Genomic DNA, 16,412 nt, shown 5'->3' with positions numbered 1-16,412 from the left:
ATCCGGCCCATGGCGGGGGTACGTCCTCCCGAACAGGGCGATCGTCAACCAAGGAGGAAGTCGGCTGTGTACGCAACGATGCGGCGATACGAAGGGGTCACCGATCCCGCCGAGGCAGGGCGCCGAGTGAGCGAAGGGTTCGTGCCGCTCATCCGCCCGATCCCCGGGTTCGTGGCCTACTACTGGGTTGACGCCGGGGACGGGGTGATGGTTTCCACGACCGTCTTCGAAGATCGAGCCGGAGCCGAAGAGTCGACCAGAAGGGCTGCGGACTTCGTGCGGGAGGGCCTTGCCTCCGTGCTGCCGAACCCTCCGCAGGTCACCTCCGGCGAGGTCGTGGCGTCCGGGTAGCGCGTGCCTTCGGGTTCGTGGCGTCTTGTCGTCGCTCGTCCCGAAGGGAGACCTTAAGAGATCCGTAAGGTTGGTCCGCGAGGCTACAGGTACATCAGAGCGACGGGCCGGACGGCCCCGCCCCTTCCTTGGAGGATCACCATGAGGACGATCGCCGCAAGCCTGTTCATCTCGCTCGACGGGGTCGTCGAGGAGCCGGCGGAGTGGCACTTCCCGTACTTCAACGACGAGATGGGCGCCGCCGTGACGGCGCAGATGGCCGACACCCTGCTCCTGGGGCGCAAGACGTACGACAGCTTCGCCGGAGCGTGGCCGGAGCGGGAGGCCGAGGGCGGCGAGGACGCTGGCTTCGCCAAGACGCTCGGCGACGCGCGGAAGATCGTCGTGTCGCGCCAGCCCCTGGAGTTCAGCTGGCGGAACTCCGAGCTGCTCCAGGGCGACCTGGCCGAGGCCGTGACCGCGCTGAAGAAGGAGCAGGGTGGCCGCATCGCCGTGAGCGGCTCGGTCTCGGTGGTCCGCCAGCTGCTGGCCGCGGGGCTGCTGGACGAGCTGCACCTGCTGGTGCACCCGATCGCCGTCCGCAAGGGTGAGCGGCTGTTCGACGAGGGGGAGAGCTCCATCCCCCTGGAACTGGTCAAGTCCGAGACGTTCGCGACGGGCGTGCTGTACCTGGTCTACCGGCCCGCTGGGGCCGGCGGCGACGCCTCCTACGGCGACGCCAAGGCCCACCTGTCCCAGGGCGAGCAGTAGGCCCGGCAGCCGAAAAACATGAGCTTCAGTGCCGGCCGCCTGTCCGCCTGACGGTCGAGCGGCGCCACGCCAGGAGGGGCCGGCATGGCTCGCCGACGAGGGCGTCCAGGTCGAGCGAGTGCCAACATAAGCCGCCATCGCGCTTTTAGTGCGAGGCGCCGCCGACGCGTACCGGCTGCTGGTAGTTGCTCAGGAGAGTGAAGTGCTCCCTCGACTCCGCCGGGATCGGGCCGATCTCCACGGGCGCGGAGGGGGAGACCAGGCTGGCGCGGTAGAGCTTGGCCGTGGCGGGATCGTCGTTCTCGTCGGCGGCGATGATCAGGGAGCGGCGGTCCCGGGAGACGGCCACCGTGATGATCGACGACTCGGTCGCCGGGGCGATCTCGTTCTTGACCTTCACCTCGGTGTGCTGCGCGTAGTCGATGTCCCGGGCGAGCCGGGCGTTGACCCGTGCGGTGTAGAAGTCGTTGCTCCCGCCCGCGCAGAGCAGGTCGGTGGCGCTGATCCAGGCGAGCGGGCCGCAGTGGCGCAGGGCGCCGTCGTCGCGCACGACGATCTTCATGCTGAACGGCAGCCAGTCCGGAGCGTCCCCGTAGCGGTCCACGGTGTTCCCGAGGATGGCCAGATCGGCCCCTTGGACGATGTTGATCCCCACGGCCACCCGGCCGGGGTCGGCCGCGAACCTCCCGGAGGGATGGACGGTGCCCGGGCACATGACGGCGACCGATCCCACGACGCGGTAGAACGTGTCCTCGTTGCTGTTGCTGAAACAGGCCAGGCTGAGCTTGCGCGGGGTCAGCCGGCCGTTCGGGTCCGCCGAGAAGTACTGCTGGGAGTCGCGCAGGAACCACAACGACCCGTCGGGCGCGAACCCGGGGTGCTTGTCGGAGAACGTCTCCTTGACGTACCCCGTCTTGTTCGACCTGGCGGTGAGGTCCACGAACGTCCCGGTACCGAGGTCGAGCCAGCCGACGTGCGTCGGGTCGCCGCTGGACGGGAAGTCCACCTGGACGGCTACCCGGCGGCCGTCCGGCGAGACCGGGCTGACGCCGGGATCTCCCTCCTCGCCGCACGGGCTGCCGACGACGGCCTTCTCCCCGCCCGCCTTCGCGGCGATCTCGGTCAGCAGCGGCGCCAGCGTTGCGCTGGAGAAACTCGCGACCCGGGTACGGAAGGCGTCGTCGTAGGCCGTGGCCCGCCACCCGCCGTCGTTCCACGAGCAGGCGACCGGCCCTTGGGCGGCGAGCACGGCCGGCAGGCTCCTCGCCGTCTCGGCCAGCGCCGTCTTCCTGGCGTCCGGGGTGACGGAGACGCGCGGGCTCGGCTGCGGCTGGGCGACGGGGCCGGAGGCCGCCGCACAGCCGGTGGCCGCCAGGAGGACCGCGATCGCCATCGCCGGCCGGCCGCCTCTACGGGAACTCATCCAAGATCTCCTTCACGCCTTCAGTGATGATCCATAAAAGAGTGAATACCATTAACCATGTGTTGCCCCTTCACTGCAAGTGGCCGTGGCAGGCGAGACCGGAGAAGATGGTCGGGTGACAGCGTTGACGCGACGGGAACGACTGCGGGCCGAGCTCGAACACGACGCGAGGGCCGTCGCCCGCAGGATCGCGGCGGAGGAAGGCATCGAGGGTCTCACCCTCGCCGCCGTGGCCCGCGGCGTCGGCGTGACGCCCCCGGCCCTCTACCGCTACTTCAGCGGCCGGGCGGGCCTCGTCCGCGCCATCTACGACGACATCACCGCGGAGTTCATCGACACCGTGGCCCAGGCCGTGCGGCGCCAGGGCCCCGACGACGTCAGCGCCCAACTGCACGCCGGCACCCAGGCCGTGCTCGACTGGTCGCTGGCCAACAAGGTCGAGTTCGACCTGCTGATGGGCGCCGGCTTCGCCAAGATCGCCGAGTCGGAGGACGGCATCCCGGTGGTCATCGCGCGCGAGCTGGGCGGCCTGTTCGGGCAGCTGTTCGCCCGGCTGTGGGACGAGGGGCGGCTGACCTGCCCGGCGGACGAGGAGATCGACCCCGCCCTGGCGTCACAGCTGCGCACCTACCGCTCGGAGGTCGGCCTGACGTTTCCCATCGGGGTCGTGTTCCTCATGGTCGTCTGCTGGCGGCAGATCTACGGGCTGCTCTGCATGGCCGTCTACGGGCACCACAAATTCGCCTTCGACGACCCGCAGCCGCTGTTCGAGCACATGATCGACGACCTGCTCGGCCTCTTGGGGCTCAAGCGGAGCCCCGACCTGCGCCTGCCGTGAACGACCCAGGGGCTAGCGGAGGCGCGGGCCGAGCAGTTGCTCGCGCAGAGCGTTGAGCTGGTGGGAATGCTCGACGGATCGCGGCTCGTCGAGCGAGTCGAGCGCCAGCAGCAGCGCGTCGGCCACGAGGATGCCGGCCAGCGGCTCGCCGGTGATGCCGGTGGGGGTGTGCGGCGCCGCCAGCACCGCGTCGACGCGCTCGGCGAACTCGCCGCCGAGCTCGTCGGAGATCAGCACGATGCCCGCGCCCACCGCGTGGGCCCGCTCGATCAGCACGGTGATCTCCTTGAGCCGGCGGCCGGGCTGGAAGATGACGAGCACCTCACCGTGGGCCAGCGAGAGCAGGTCGTCGGCGAGCGCGAAGCCGGTCGCCGAGGTGGCGCGGGCGCGGTGGCCCCGGCGGCCCAGCTTGAGCGCCAGGTGGCGGGCGGCCGGGTCGGACGCGCCGGCGCCGTAGACGAGCACTCCCGGCGTGTTGACCAGCAGCTCGACGGCCTTCTTGTACGCCTCGGGGTCGAGCAGGCGGCGGCAGTGGTCGATCCGTTCGCGGGCCTCGTCGAAGACCCGCTCCCAGATGGCCGACAGGTCCTGGCCCACGTGGCCGATGCGCCGCTTGAGCCGGACGTCGGGCGCCACTGACGAGGTGAACTCGGCCGCCAGCGCCCGCTTGAGCCCGGGCAGGCCGCCGAAGCCCAGCCGCTGCATGGTGCGCACCACGGTGGCGTTGCTGGTGCCGGTCGCGCTGCCCAGCTCCTGGGCGCTGGCGAAGAGGATCTGCTCGGGCGAGGCCGAGATCAAATAGTGGCACACGGCCCGCTCGGCCGGTGACAGCTCGTCCCACAGTTGCCTGACCATGGCCCTGAGCTGCTCGATTGGGCTGTGTGTATTTTCCATTACGACTCTTGACTCCCGTGTAGCGCTCATTACTCTTTCTTGGAAACGACCGCTACAGACTTGCCGCCCCTTGAAATGAACGTTACAGGACGTCGGCCGGTCCAAGGAGCACCATTGAGCCTCACATCCCTGCCCCTCGTCGAGATCTCCGGCGCCCCGCGTGAGCGTGGCCGCCAGTACGGCGAGCAGGCCCGCGACCAGGTGCACCGGGCGCTGGCCTACTATGCCGAGGCGTTCGCGCACTCCAGCGGCCTGTCATGGGAGCAGGTCGTGGCGCGTGCGGCACGCTGGGTCGAGCCCAGCAAGGAGTTCGCGCCGGAGCTGGTCGAGGAGATGGAGGGCATCGCCGAGGGCGCCGGCGCCGGCTTCCTCGACATCCTGGCGCTCAACGCCCGTGGCGAGATCATCTACGACACCACCTTCGGGTCCATGGAGCCCGACGGGTGCACGTCGTTCGCGCTGATGCCGGAGGCCTCCGGCGACGGCCACGTCTACGCGGGCCAGAACTGGGACTGGCGCGACGGCGTCTCCGACACGGTGATGGTGCTGAGGGTGGTGCAGCCGGGCCGGCCGACGGTCATCATGCACGTGGAGGCGGGGCAGGTCGGGCGGCAGGGGGCCAACTCGGCGGGCATCGCGCTCAACGCCAACGGGCTCGGCGGTCGTTTCGACGACTCGGTGGGCGTGCCGCAGACGCTGATCAGGCGCAAGGTGCTCGACAGCGGCAACCTCAACACCGCGATCGAGGCGCTGACCAAGTCGCGGGCCCACATCGCCAGCAACGCGCTGGTCACCCATCGCGACGGGTTCGCCATCGATCTGGAGACCACGCCCGGCGCGGTCGGCTGGATGTACCCGACCGACGGGCTGCTCGTGCACGGCAACCACTACCAGGCGTTCGTGCCGCCGCAGTTGGCCGCGACCTACCGGCCCGGCTCGGCCGACTCGCTGTTCCGGGTGCCCAGGGCCGAGGGCGGGCTGCGTACCTTGGCCGAGGCGTCCGGCACCGACGAGGCCCGCAAGCGCATCAGGCTGGCCATGTCCGACCACCTGGGCTACCCCGAGTCCCTCTGCACCCACCCCGACGAAACCCAGCCCGCCGTCAAACGGTGGGCGACCCTGCTGTCGAGCTGCGTCGACCTCACCACGGGCGACTACCTGATCGCGGCCGGCACGCCCTGCGACCACGAGTACGAGCGCGTGCCCTGGAACCTCTACGACGGACCGCATGGAGAAGTGACCCCGTGAAGAAGACATTCGCCCTGCTCGGGCTCGCCGTTCTCACCGCGGCCTGCGGCGGACCGGCGGCCACCACCAAGGCACCCGACCCGGCCACGCTCACGCTGGTCGACCGCACGCCGAAGGCGGCAGGCCCGCTCGACAACGCCGTCTGGCTGCTCAGCCAGGAGCCCGGCACCCTCGACCTCGACCTCGACGGCGGCACCGACAACCGCACCGTTCTGGCCAACGTCTGCGAGCGCCTCATGCAGACCCAGCCGGACATGACGGTCAAGCCGTGGCTGGCCGAGAAGGCCGAGCAACCCGACCCCAAGACCATGGTCCTCACGCTGCGCCAGGACGCCACCTTCCACGACGGCTCGCCGGTCACCGCCGACGACGTCGTGTGGAGCCTCAAGCGGCACTCGGGCGAGGGCAAGGACGAGTCCGACGAGTTCGAGGACGTGCAGTCGGTCTCCAAGACCGGCGACCACGAGGTCACGATCGCGTTCAAGCGGCCCAACGCGCTGTTCGTGCAGGCTCTCGCGGGCGGCGCGGGCATCGTGCTGAACAAGAAGATCGTGGACGGGCTCGGCAAGGACTACGGCACGCCCGGGCACGAAGACGCCTGCAGCGGGCCCTACCGGCTCAAGGAGTGGAAGTCCGGCAGCCGGCTGACGATCGAGCGCTATGACGCGTACTGGAACAAGGACGTCAAGCCACTCACCAAGACCGTCACCTTCCAGTGGGCCGAGGACACGGCGCTGGTCAACAGCCTGGTCACGGGGGCGGCGCAGGGGGCGTACCTGTCGGACACCGGGCCCGCGGTCGCGCTGCAGAGCAACCAGGCGGTGAGCGTGGCCTACGGCGCGACCACCCGCGTGTACGTGCTGCTGCCGACCGACCGCGGCGTGATGAAGGACGCGCGGATCCGGCGGGCGCTGTCGCTGGCGGTGGACCGGGCGGGCATCGCCAAGTCCGGGTTCGCGGGGCTGGCCAGGCCGTGGAAGGTGCCCGTCGGGGCGGGGGCGTGGTCCTACCAGAAGGAGGCGTTCCAGACCGCCTACGACCAGCTGCAGGGGGCGCCGGAGACGCCGCGGCTCGAAGAGGCCAAGAAGCTCGTGCAGGAGGCCGGGGCGCCGAAGGAGCCGATCATCGTGGCGACCAACGGCGAGCAGTCCCGTACGGTGATCGCCAACGCGGTGGTCGACGCGGCCAAGAAGATCGGGCTGACCGCGCAGATCAAGACCGTCCCGGCCTCGGAGTTCGGCAGCTTCTACACCGACGAGTCGCTGCGCGCGCAGGTGGACCTGGTGCCCGACGACTGGTACATCACCAAGTCCGACCCGATCGGCTTCTACGACAACGGCCTGACCGGCTCGGCGAACAACTGGGTCAAGTTCAGCTCGCCCGAGTACGACGCGCTCGTCGCCAAGGCGCTGAGCGCCACCGACGACGCGGCCCGCGCCAAGGACGTCATCGAGCTGCAGCGCCGCTTCACCGCCGACATGGTGTGGATCTCGCTGGTCGAGGTGCCCAACGCGGTCGTGCTCGGCAGCAAGGTGACCGGACCCCCGGCCTCGCAGGTGAACATGGGCTACCCGTGGGCGGCCGACCTCGGGGCCAAGGGCTGAGCCCATGGTGCGCAAGCTGGCCGGGCTGCTCGTCACGCTGCTCGCCACCTCGTTCGTGATCTTCGGCGCGTCCTACGCGGCGCCCGGCGACCCGGTCACGTTCCTGGCAGGCGGCAAGGAGAACCTCACGCCCGAATACCTGGCCGCCATCCGGGCCGAGTACCACCTCGACGACCCGTTCCTGGTGCAGTACGCACGGTGGCTCGGCGACGCGGTGACCGGCGACCTCGGGCGGTCGACCCAGTACAACGACCAGGTCTTCGACCTGCTGATGGCACGGCTGCCGAGCACCCTCGGGCTGGTCGCGTACGCCGCGGTGCTGTTCGTGGTGTTCGGGGTCGCGCTCGGGGTGCTGGCGGCGGTGCGCGGCGGGCGCACCGACTCGGCGGTGGTGGCGGGCACGACATTCGCCACCTCGGTGCCGCCCTTCGTGGTGGCCACGGTGCTGATCTCGCTGTTCGGCGTGCAGCTCGGCTGGTTCCCCGTCATGGGCGGCGGGTCGTTGTGGCACCTGACGCTGCCCGCCGTGACCCTGGCGCTCGGCGCGCTGGCCATCATCAGCCGGGTGACCCGGCAGTCCATGGTGGAGCAGCGCGAGCTCGACCACGTGACCGTGGCCCGCGCGTCCGGGCTGTCCGAGCGGCTGATCGTGGTCAGGCACGTGCTCAGAGGCGCGCTGGGGCCGATCGTGACCATGTGCGGGCTGGTCACGGCGGGCATGCTGGCCGGCACGGTGACCGTGGAGACCGCGTTCGGGCTCAACGGCGTCGGCTCGCTGCTGGTCAACGCGATCAACACGCACGACTTCCCGGTGACCCAGGCGGTGATGTTGCTCATGGTGGCCGCGTACATCCTCGTGACCACGCTCGTCGATCTCGCCCAGCCGTTGATCGACCCCAGGGTGCGGAGGCGCGCATGACCACGATGGTCGCCACTCTCTCGCCGAAGGCCGCCCGGCCGCTCGGCTACCGGCTGGCCGGCGCCTTCCTGGCGCTGGTCGTGGTGGCGGCGGTGTTCGCGCCGCTGGTGACCCCGTACGAGCCGGACGCGGTCGACTTCGCCGCCACGCTCGCGCCGATGTCGCCCGAGCACCTGCTCGGCGCCGACCAGTCGGGCCGCGACCTGCTCACCAGGGTCCTGTACGGCGCCCGCACCTCCCTGATCGGCCCCTTGGCGCTGCTGGCCATCGCCTCCGTGCTCGGCGTCGCGCTCGGCACGCTGGCCGCCTGGCACCGCGGCTGGGTGGACACCGTCGTGTCCAGGCTGACCGACGTCATGTACGCCTTCCCCGGGCTGCTGTTCGTGGTCCTGGTCGTCGCGGTGTTCGGCAATGGGATGACCACGGCCGTGGTCGCGCTCGGGCTGGCGTACACGCCGACGATCGCCCGCTACACCAGGAGCGTGGCACTGGGCGAGTGCGGCAAACCGTACATCGACGCCTACCGGGTCCAGGGCATGGGCGGGTTCGCGATCTGCGTGCGGCACCTGGTGCCCAACATGGCGCGCTCGATCGTGGGCTACCTCGTCGTGCTGTTCGGCGAGGGGCTGATGAGCCTGGCCACGCTGAGCTTCCTCGGGTTCGGGGCGCAGCCGCCGTCGTCCGACTGGGGGCTCATGGTCAAGGAAGGGCAACCGGCGATCGTGCAGGGCGCGTTCCTGCCGGTGCTGGTGCCGGGCGCGGCCATCGCGCTGGTGGTCGTGTCGTTCAACGTGATCGGCGTACGCCTGGCCGACCGCATGGGCGTGAGGGGGACCTGATGCTGCTCTCCGTGGAAGGGCTGACGATCGAGGCGGGCGGCCGGCGGCCGATCCTGCGCGAGGTGTCGCTGGCCGTCGGCAAGGGCGAGATCGTGGGCCTGGTCGGCGAGTCGGGCTCGGGCAAGTCCACGCTGGCCCGGGCGGTGCTGCGGCTGCTGCCCGCCGGGGCGGGGGTCTCCGGCAGGGTGCTGGTCTCGGGCGAGGACGTGCTCGCGATGGACCCGGGCCAGCTCAGGAACCTGCGGGCCTCGAAGGTGTCGATGATCTACCAGGACCCGCGCTCCTCGCTCAACCCGGTCCGCCGGGTCGGCGACTTCCTGACCGAGCGCATGGTGCACACGCTGGGCCGCTCCAAGGCCGAGGCGCGCACCCGGGCGGTGGAGCTGCTGGCCGCCGTCGGCCTGCGCGATCCCGAGCTGCGCCTGCGGCAATACCCGCACGAGCTGTCCGGCGGCATGTTGCAACGGGTGGTCGTCGCCGCCGCGCTGGCCGCCGACCCGGTGCTGCTGCTGGCCGACGAGGCGACGAGCGCGCTCGACGTCACCACCCAGGCCGAGACCCTCGCCCTGCTGCGCGAGGTCCAGGCGGAGCGGAAGCTCGGCATGCTGTTCATCACGCACGACCTGCACCTCGCGGCGTCCTTCTGCGACCGGGTGCACGTGCTGTACGCGGGCACGGTGGTCGAGTCGCGACCGGCCAAGGAACTGTTCGCGGACCCCCGGCACCCCTACACGGCCGGGTTGCTGGCCTGCACCCCGGAGCTGGACGATCCCCGTCCCCTCCGGCCCATCCCCGGCCGCCCGCCCTCGCTGGACGACGCGTTCGCCGGCTGCCCGTTCGCGCCGCGGTGCCCGCGGGCCGCGGACGCCTGCGAGGAGTGGTCGCCGCGGCCCGTGACCGTGTCCGGCGGCTCCGCCGCCTGCCGCCTGGTGGAGGCGTGATGCTCGGCGTACATGATCTGTGCAAGTCCTTCCACGGCTCGGTGGCCGCCGACCAGGTGTCCTTCGAGCTGCCCCCGGGCGGCTCGCTGGGCCTGGTCGGGGAGTCCGGATCGGGGAAGACGACGATCGCGCGCATGCTCGTCGGCCTCGTCACCCCCGACTCCGGCACGATCACCGTGGACGGGCGGGCGCGTTCGGCCAGGGAACGCGGCCGGGCGGCGCGGCTCCGGCGGGCGCGCGAGATCCAGATGGTGTTCCAGGACCCCTATCTGTCGCTCGATCCGCGGCTCACCGCCGCCGAGTGCCTGCACGTGGCGCTGCGGCTGCACGGCGGGGACCGCTCGCGCGTTCCCGAGCTGCTCGACCAGGTCGGGCTGGGCACCCGCGAGGCCGGGGCCCGGCCGCACCAGCTCAGCGGGGGACAACGGCAGCGCCTGGCCATCGCCAGGGCGCTGGCCGTGGAGCCGTCGGTGCTCGTGCTCGACGAGGCGGTGGCCGCGCTGGACGTCTCCATCCAGGCGCAGATCCTCGAACTGCTCAACCGGGTGCGTGCCGAATCCGGCGTATCGCTGCTGTTCGTCAGCCACGACCTGGCGGTCGTGCGCCACCTGTGCGAGGACACGCTGGTGCTGCACAGAGGGGTGGTCGTCGAACGGGGGCCGGTCGCGCGGGTGCTGGCCGAGCCCGAGCATCCCTACACCAGGCTGCTGCTCGACTCGGTGCCCAGGGCGCGCTAGGCCGCCGGGCGTCCGGTGACCTGCCGTGCCCGCGGGCCGGTGGTCATGGGGTGGCCGGGGTGACCTGGTCGTTGCGGTCGATGATCGCGGTGACCTCGGCCTCGATGAGGATGCCGGGCTCGAAGAGGACGTCGACACCGATCAGCGCGGCCGGCGGCGTGGCGAGGTCGAACTCGCGGGCCGCCTGTTCGATGCCCGCGTTGAAGGCGTCGTACATCTCTCTCTTCCAGCCCGCGGCGTACCAGGTGAAGCGGACGACGTCGTGGAACGTCGCGCCCGCCGCGTCGAGCGCCCTGGCGACATTGCGGTAGACCTGGGCCACCTGTCCGGCGAGGTCGCCCGGTGCCACGAGGTCGCCGTTCTCGTCCCAGGCGACCTGCCCTGCGATGTGGATCTGCCTGCTCCCCGTCGCCACGGCGACGTGGTGGTAGACCGGTACCCGGACATGCCCGTCAGGGTTGATGAGCGAAACAGCCATGAGATCTCCTGCTTGGTCTTTCGTCTGAGCCTTTGCCCGTGCTCTCTTGCGGTTACTCAGAAACCATAGGAGAGTGGTCGCTGACGTGGAAGAACGAACTTTTCAGTGACTGGGGAACCTGATGGTGACCAAGCAGTTCATAGGCTCGTCCGACGAAGCGGATCTGAGGCGCGCGGACTCCCTGGCTCGGGAGATCTTCTCGGATGTCGCCAACAAGTGGGCGTTGCTGATCATCGAGGCCCTCGGCGAGCGCACCCTGCGCTTCAGCGAGCTCCGGGACGAGGTCGAGGGCATCAGCCACAAGATGCTCACCCAGAACCTGCGCATGCTGGAGCGCAACGGCCTGGCCGAGCGGAAGGTGCACCCCACCGTGCCGCCGCGGGTCGAGTACACCCTCACCGAGCCGGGCCAGGCCCTGCGCGCGACGGTCGACCTGATCTGCGGCTGGACCCACCAGTACTTCGGTCACGTCGAGGCCGCCCGCCACCGCTTCGACTCCTGACGGCGATCGCGTTGTCGCCGGCGGGCGGCGTCCAGAACGTGGGTGCCGCCGCCGCTGAGCCGGTTCAGGGCTGGTCGTAGTGGCCCGCGGCGATGTCCTCCACGAGGGTGGGGCCGGTGGGTCGCCAGCCGAGCAGGTCCCGCGTGATCTGGCTCGTGGCGGGGATGTCGGCAGCCAGGAACCTGCCGATGAACGGGATCTCGCCGGCGACCTGCTCTGCCGGGGCGGACTTCGCCGGCACGCCGAGGCGGTCGGCGAGCGCTTCGGCGATCTCCCGTACGGGCACACCCTCTTCGGCGGCGGCGTGCAGGATCGTGCCGGTGGGGGCGTTCTCGAGCCCGAGCCGGACCAGGCGTGCGGCGTCGGAGCGGTGGACGGCGGGCCAGCGGTTGAGCCCCTCGCCGGGGTAGACGGAGGCTCCGCGGCGCCGGGCGGCCTGGGCGACGACGGAGACGAAGCCGTGGTCGTCTTCGCCGTGGACGGTCGGGGCGAAGCGGACGGGGATGACGCGTACGCCACGGTCGGCGTAGGCCAGGGCGAGGTTCTCGGCACCGCCGCGCGGTGAGTCGGGGCCGACGGCGGGATTGGGGTCCCGCTCTGTCGACGAGCGTCCGAGGCCGGGCAGAGCGAGGCCGGACGCGAGCACGAACGGCCGGTCGGACCCGGCGAGCGTGTCGCTGATGGTCTGGACCGAGGCCCGTTCGGCGCGGTTGGAGACCTCGAGCCGGACGAAGTCGTGCTTGTTCGCGAGGTGGACGACGCCGTCGGCCGCGTTCGCACCCTGGCGGATCTGGTCGAGGTCGTCGAGGTCACCGCGGTGGACGTTCGCGCCGAGGTCCTTGATGGCGGATGCCGACGCCTCGGAACGGGCCAGGCCGGTCACCTCGTGACCCGCGGCGATGAGCTCGGCGACGACGGCGCGGCCGATGAATCCGGACGCGCCGGTGACGAAGACGTGCATGGTGGGCTCGCTTCCCATGGTGATGTCAGAGGCTGACATCGGTCAGCATAGCCGTGATGTCAGACTCTGTCATCACCTCGGTTCCGGCTACGATCCGGACATGGCACGTTGGGCACCTGGAGCGTCGGATCGTCTGCAGCGGGCGGCGATGGAGCTGTTCGCCGAGGACGGTTTCGAGGCGACGACCGTGGCCGGGATCGCCGGGCGGGCCGGGGTGACCGAGCGGACGTTCTTCCGGCATTTCGCGGACAAACGCGAGGTGCTGTTCGCCGGCGAGGATCGGCTGGAGGCCGCCTTCGTGGACGCGATCACCGACGCCCCGGCGGACGCGGCCGTGGCCGGCCTGCTCGTCGCGGCCCTCGATGCCGGGGGCCGGGTCCTCCAGGGCGTACGGGGCCGGGACCACGCCCGCGTACGGAACGGGATCATCGCGGCGAACGAGCAGTTGCGGGAGCGCGAGCTGCTCAAACTGGCCAAGCTCTCCCACGCCGTGACCGCCGCGCTCGTCGCACGCGGCGTCGGCCAGATGGCCGCCGGCCTGGCAGGTGAGCTGGGCGTGCTGGTGTTCAAGACGGCCTTCGTCCGGTGGATCGCGCCCGAGGAGACCCGAGATCTGCTCGAACTGCAACGCGAAGGTCTCGCCGCCATCAGCGACCTGACCCGTGCCGGGACCGTGTGACCTGACGTCGACGCCATCGATCTCCACCCAGGGCGGCCGAGCGGGCGATTCCGTTCGTCCGCCGGGACGGGACTGGTGGACACCGCGTTTGACCTCAAGCGCTTGAGGTGTGTTTCGCTGGCCGTATGGCAGCTTTGACCATCCATGAGGTGTCCCGGCGCAGCGGGCTGAGCGAGCCGACCCTGCGCTATTACGAGGAGGTCGGTCTGGTCGGCCCGATCGACCGGGACGAGAGCAGCGGGCACAGGCGTTACGGTGAGGCGGATCTTCACGTGATCGAGACGCTGGCCTGTCTTCGCGCGGTCGGCGTGGGCATCGAGGACATGCGCACCTACCTGGCCAACCGTACCCGCGGGCGGGTGGCGGCGGCCGAACAGCGCGACCTGCTGCTGCGTCACGCGGAGCGCGTCGAGGCCGAGATCGCCGCCCAGCATGCCCGGCTGGCCTATCTGCGGGAGAAGGCGGGGTTGTGGGACGCCCGCGACCGCGGCGACACGGCCGCGGAGGCCGAGGCGATGCGGCGTTCCATCGGAGCGGCCGGTCGCTTGGGGGTGCTGTGATGAGCCAGGTCCTGGTCACCGGCGGGTCCGGCTACGTGGGGACACAACTGATCGCCGCACTGCTCCGGGCCGGGAGACCGGTGCGCGCGACGGTGCGCTCGACGGCTCAGGAGGCCGAACTGCGCGCGGCGGTGCGCCGCGGCGATGCCGACGACGCCGGCCTGCGGGTCGTCGCCGCCGATCTGATGGCCGACGACGGCTGGCCCGCCGCGGTGGCCGGGTGCGAGGAGGTTCATCACGTCGCCTCGCCCATCCCGGTCACCCAGCCCGAGGACCCCGACGAGCTGATCGTCCCCGCCCGGGAGGGCACGTTGCGGGTGCTGCGTGCCGCGCGTGACGCGGGCGCCCGGCGCGTCGTACTCACCTCGTCCTTCGCCGCGGTCGGATACACCCCCAAACCGGGCGCCGAGTTCACCGAAGACGACTGGACCGATCCCGACACGCCGGGCCTGGCGCCCTACCCGCGTTCCAAGACGATCGCCGAGCGCGCCGCCTGGGACCTGATGAAGCGCGACGGCGGCGACACCGAACTCGTGGTGGTCAACCCGACGGCCATCTTCGGGCCCGCCCTCACGACCGGCCTGCGCTCCTCGACGCAGCTGATCAAGGCCATGCTGGACGGGACGATGAGTGTCGCGCCCCGCCGGCGCTTCGGCGTCGTCGACGTGCGCGACGTGGCCGACCTGCACCTGCGCGCCATGGCGGAGCCCAAGGCCGCGGGCAGGCGCTTCCTGGCCGTCGCCGACGGCCCGGCCCTGAGCTTCCTGGAGGTGGCCGAGATCCTGCGCCGACGGCTCGGCCCGCAGGCCGCACGCGTACCCACTCAGGAAGCGCCGGGGGAGGACCCGCCGCGGCCGGTCATCCACAACGACCGGGCCCGCGGCGAGCTCGGCTGGCGTCCCCGGCCCGCCGAGACGACGATCGTGCGGACGGCCGAGAGCCTGCGCGACCTCGGCCTGGTGAACGCGGAATAGCCCTACCCCTCTTGAGCGTCCGCTCCCACAACCGGCGTGCCGCCGGGGCTGGACAGCCGCTCGGCGATCGGCTCTGCCATCGCTGCTCCTCGCTTTCGGATCGTATCGAGTTCAGACCGGCCGGGTGGCCGTCCCAGGAGAACCGGACGACTGGCTGACCGGATGCCCCCGACGCAGGGTGGAGACATGACGACAACACTGATCACCGGTGCGAACAAGGGTCTCGGCTTCGAGACCGCCCGCCGCCTCGTCGCCGCGGGCCACACCGTCTATGTCGGCAGCCGGGACGCCGAGCGCGGCCGCGTGGCCGCCGGGCAGTTGGGTGCGCGGACCGTACGGCTCGATGTCACCGACGACGCCTCCGTCGCCGCCGCGGCCAAGACCATCGAGGCCGACGGCGGGCTGGACGTGCTGATCAACAACGCCGGCATCGAGAAATGGGCCGAGGACAACAGTGCGATCGGCGCCCCGGACGTCACCGCCGACATCATGCGGGAGGTGTTCGAGACCAACGTCTTCGGCATGGTGCGCGTCATCCACGCGTTCCTGCCGCTGCTGCGGCGGTCCGCCTCCCCGGTCATGGTCAACCTCAGCAGCGGCCTGGCCTCCCTCACCCGGATGACGGCCACCGGCACCCGGGCCCCCGCCTACCCCGGCGTCGCGTACCCGGCGTCGAAGACCGCGGTCAACATGATCACCGTGCAGTACGCCAAGGCGTTCCCGAACATGCGGATCAACGCGGTGGAGCCCGGCTTCACCAGTACGGCCCTCAACAGGAACACCGGCGTCCAGACGGTCGAACAGGGAGCCGAGATCATCGTCCGCATGGCGCAGGTCGGCCCCGACGGCCCCACGGGAGGCTACTTCGACGCGGAGGGACCTCTGCCCTGGTAAGCCCTCCGAAGCCCCGGCCGGCGATATCACTGATACTCACAGCGCTATGGCGCCGGCAGTATCATTGCCCCCATGCCTGGGAGAACAAGGGCGGACCACCCCTCCGGCTCCGCGGCGGAGGGAGCGGCCGGCGGGCGAGAGCTGACCCGCCGGCGGGTGATCGACGCCGCGGCCGACCTCCTGGCGCGGGAGGGGCGCGACGCGGTCACCACCCGCGCGGTCGCGGCCGCGGCCGGGGTGCAGCCGCCCGCGATCTACCGGCACTTCGACGACATGGACGGGCTGCTGGACGCGGTGGCCGAGCACGGTTACGCCAAGTTCCTCGCGGCCAAACGCGCCGTCCCCGCCCCTGACGATCCGGTCGAGGATCTGCGTGCGGGCTGGGACCTCGCCGTCGAATTCGGGCTCGCCAACCCTGCCCTCTACGCGGTGATGTACGGCGAGCCCCGGCGCGGCACGGACTCGGCGGCGTTCAGGACGGGCATGGAGATCCTCCTCGGGCGCATCCGCCGCCTCGCCGCCGCGGGCAGGCTCCGCGTCGACGAACCGCTCGCCGCCGCCCTCATCCACGCCACGGCCCGCGGTGCCGTGCTCACCTGGCTGTCGCTCCCCGAGGACCGGCGCGACCCGGCCTTGCTGAGCACCATGCGCGAGTCCATGGTCACCGCCGTCACCACCGACAGGCCCGCCGTACAGGACCCGGGCCCCGCCGGCGCCGCCCGAGCGCTCCGCGCCGCACTGCCCCAGCAGACCACGCTCAGCGAGGCGGAGCGACACCTTCTCGGCGAGTGGCTCGACCGCCTCGCCGCGTCGTAGACCT

19 protein-coding genes are annotated in these 16,412 nt (G+C 71.1%); 15 read left to right on the top strand and 4 right to left on the bottom strand.

All coding sequences use genetic code 11. The annotated features are described in order from the left end of the window. The first annotated feature begins 126 nt into the window (after positions 1-126). Together ACIBQ1_RS23590 and ACIBQ1_RS23585 are read left to right on the top strand one after the other, a co-directional pair. Positions 127-351: a hypothetical protein gene (locus ACIBQ1_RS23590; RefSeq protein ID WP_397280569.1), complete on the top strand. Its 225-nt coding sequence runs from the start codon at positions 127-129 to the stop codon at positions 349-351. A gap of 141 nt (positions 352-492) precedes the next feature. Beyond that, complete coding sequence (locus ACIBQ1_RS23585) at positions 493-1,101, top strand: dihydrofolate reductase family protein (RefSeq protein ID WP_397280567.1); 609 nt, start codon at positions 493-495, stop codon at positions 1,099-1,101. 145 nt (positions 1,102-1,246) lie between these two features. Here ACIBQ1_RS23585 and ACIBQ1_RS23580 read toward each other — a convergent pair whose 3' ends face one another. Then, on the bottom strand, positions 1,247-2,524 hold the full coding sequence (locus ACIBQ1_RS23580; protein WP_397280565.1) for a hypothetical protein: 1,278 nt from the start codon (positions 2,522-2,524) through the stop codon (positions 1,247-1,249). Positions 2,525-2,639: 115 nt separating this feature from the next. Between ACIBQ1_RS23580 and ACIBQ1_RS23575 the strand changes: the two genes are divergently transcribed. Beyond that, a complete protein-coding gene (locus tag ACIBQ1_RS23575; protein WP_397280563.1) occupies positions 2,640-3,362 on the top strand; it encodes a TetR/AcrR family transcriptional regulator in 723 nt (240 codons plus the stop codon). 12 nt (positions 3,363-3,374) lie between these two features. Here ACIBQ1_RS23575 and ACIBQ1_RS23570 read toward each other — a convergent pair whose 3' ends face one another. Further along, positions 3,375-4,217: a MurR/RpiR family transcriptional regulator gene (locus ACIBQ1_RS23570; RefSeq protein ID WP_397280561.1), complete on the bottom strand. Its 843-nt coding sequence runs from the start codon at positions 4,215-4,217 to the stop codon at positions 3,375-3,377. Positions 4,218-4,370: 153 nt separating this feature from the next. Here ACIBQ1_RS23570 and ACIBQ1_RS23565 point away from each other — a divergent pair, with 153 nt between their 5' ends. Genes ACIBQ1_RS23565 through ACIBQ1_RS23540 form a run of 6 tightly spaced genes read left to right on the top strand, consistent with a single transcriptional unit; the run spans position 4,371 to position 10,544 of the window. Next, positions 4,371-5,504: a C45 family autoproteolytic acyltransferase/hydolase gene (locus tag ACIBQ1_RS23565; RefSeq protein ID WP_397280559.1), complete on the top strand. Its 1,134-nt coding sequence runs from the start codon at positions 4,371-4,373 to the stop codon at positions 5,502-5,504. Continuing rightward, positions 5,501-7,108, top strand: coding sequence for an ABC transporter substrate-binding protein (locus tag ACIBQ1_RS23560; protein ID WP_397280557.1), 1,608 nt, complete (start codon positions 5,501-5,503; stop codon positions 7,106-7,108). Before ACIBQ1_RS23565 ends, ACIBQ1_RS23560 begins: the two co-directional genes overlap by 4 nt. Positions 7,109-7,112: 4 nt before the next feature. After that, positions 7,113-8,027, top strand: a complete 915-nt coding sequence (locus ACIBQ1_RS23555; protein WP_397280555.1) for an ABC transporter permease — start codon at positions 7,113-7,115, stop codon at positions 8,025-8,027. Further along, complete coding sequence (locus ACIBQ1_RS23550) at positions 8,024-8,866, top strand: ABC transporter permease (RefSeq protein ID WP_397280553.1); 843 nt, start codon at positions 8,024-8,026, stop codon at positions 8,864-8,866. The genes ACIBQ1_RS23555 and ACIBQ1_RS23550 overlap by 4 nt, the downstream gene beginning before the upstream one ends. Continuing rightward, positions 8,866-9,807, top strand: a complete 942-nt coding sequence (locus ACIBQ1_RS23545) for an ABC transporter ATP-binding protein (protein WP_397280551.1) — start codon at positions 8,866-8,868, stop codon at positions 9,805-9,807. The genes ACIBQ1_RS23550 and ACIBQ1_RS23545 overlap by 1 nt, the downstream gene beginning before the upstream one ends. Next, positions 9,807-10,544, top strand: a complete 738-nt coding sequence (locus tag ACIBQ1_RS23540) for an ABC transporter ATP-binding protein (RefSeq protein ID WP_397280549.1) — start codon at positions 9,807-9,809, stop codon at positions 10,542-10,544. The genes ACIBQ1_RS23545 and ACIBQ1_RS23540 overlap by 1 nt, the downstream gene beginning before the upstream one ends. 43 nt (positions 10,545-10,587) lie before the next feature. Here the strand turns inward: ACIBQ1_RS23540 and ACIBQ1_RS23535 are convergent, their stop codons facing one another. Further along, complete coding sequence (locus ACIBQ1_RS23535; protein ID WP_397280547.1) at positions 10,588-11,022, bottom strand: RidA family protein; 435 nt, start codon at positions 11,020-11,022, stop codon at positions 10,588-10,590. Between the two features lie 121 nt (positions 11,023-11,143). Between ACIBQ1_RS23535 and ACIBQ1_RS23530 the strand changes: the two genes are divergently transcribed. Further along, complete coding sequence (locus tag ACIBQ1_RS23530) at positions 11,144-11,524, top strand: winged helix-turn-helix transcriptional regulator (protein ID WP_397280545.1); 381 nt, start codon at positions 11,144-11,146, stop codon at positions 11,522-11,524. A gap of 64 nt (positions 11,525-11,588) precedes the next feature. Here the strand turns inward: ACIBQ1_RS23530 and ACIBQ1_RS23525 are convergent, their stop codons facing one another. Continuing rightward, positions 11,589-12,524, bottom strand: coding sequence for an SDR family oxidoreductase (locus ACIBQ1_RS23525; protein ID WP_397280543.1), 936 nt, complete (start codon positions 12,522-12,524; stop codon positions 11,589-11,591). A 61-nt stretch (positions 12,525-12,585) separates the two neighbouring features. Between ACIBQ1_RS23525 and ACIBQ1_RS23520 the strand changes: the two genes are divergently transcribed. The 5 genes from ACIBQ1_RS23520 (at position 12,586) to ACIBQ1_RS23500 (ending at position 16,408) form a co-directional block, all read left to right on the top strand. After that, positions 12,586-13,164: a helix-turn-helix domain-containing protein gene (locus ACIBQ1_RS23520; protein ID WP_397280541.1), complete on the top strand. Its 579-nt coding sequence runs from the start codon at positions 12,586-12,588 to the stop codon at positions 13,162-13,164. 125 nt (positions 13,165-13,289) lie between these two features. Continuing rightward, the gene (locus tag ACIBQ1_RS23515; protein WP_397280539.1) at positions 13,290-13,724 is read left to right on the top strand and encodes a MerR family transcriptional regulator; all 435 of its coding nucleotides are present in this window, start codon (positions 13,290-13,292) and stop codon (positions 13,722-13,724) included. Then, positions 13,724-14,698, top strand: coding sequence for an NAD-dependent epimerase/dehydratase family protein (locus ACIBQ1_RS23510; RefSeq protein WP_397280537.1), 975 nt, complete (start codon positions 13,724-13,726; stop codon positions 14,696-14,698). Before ACIBQ1_RS23515 ends, ACIBQ1_RS23510 begins: the two co-directional genes overlap by 1 nt. A gap of 186 nt (positions 14,699-14,884) precedes the next feature. Beyond that, complete coding sequence (locus ACIBQ1_RS23505) at positions 14,885-15,592, top strand: SDR family NAD(P)-dependent oxidoreductase (RefSeq protein ID WP_397280535.1); 708 nt, start codon at positions 14,885-14,887, stop codon at positions 15,590-15,592. Between the two features lie 72 nt (positions 15,593-15,664). Then, positions 15,665-16,408 (top strand): TetR/AcrR family transcriptional regulator, encoded by a 744-nt coding sequence (locus ACIBQ1_RS23500; protein ID WP_397280533.1) that lies wholly within the window; start codon positions 15,665-15,667, stop codon positions 16,406-16,408. The last annotated feature ends 4 nt before the right edge of the window (positions 16,409-16,412 follow it).

The sequence above is a fragment of the Nonomuraea sp. NPDC050153 genome (assembly GCF_044460125.1).
Taxonomy (GTDB): domain Bacteria; phylum Actinomycetota; class Actinomycetes; order Streptosporangiales; family Streptosporangiaceae; genus Nonomuraea.
This window is presented reverse-complemented; position numbering and strand designations above follow the sequence as displayed.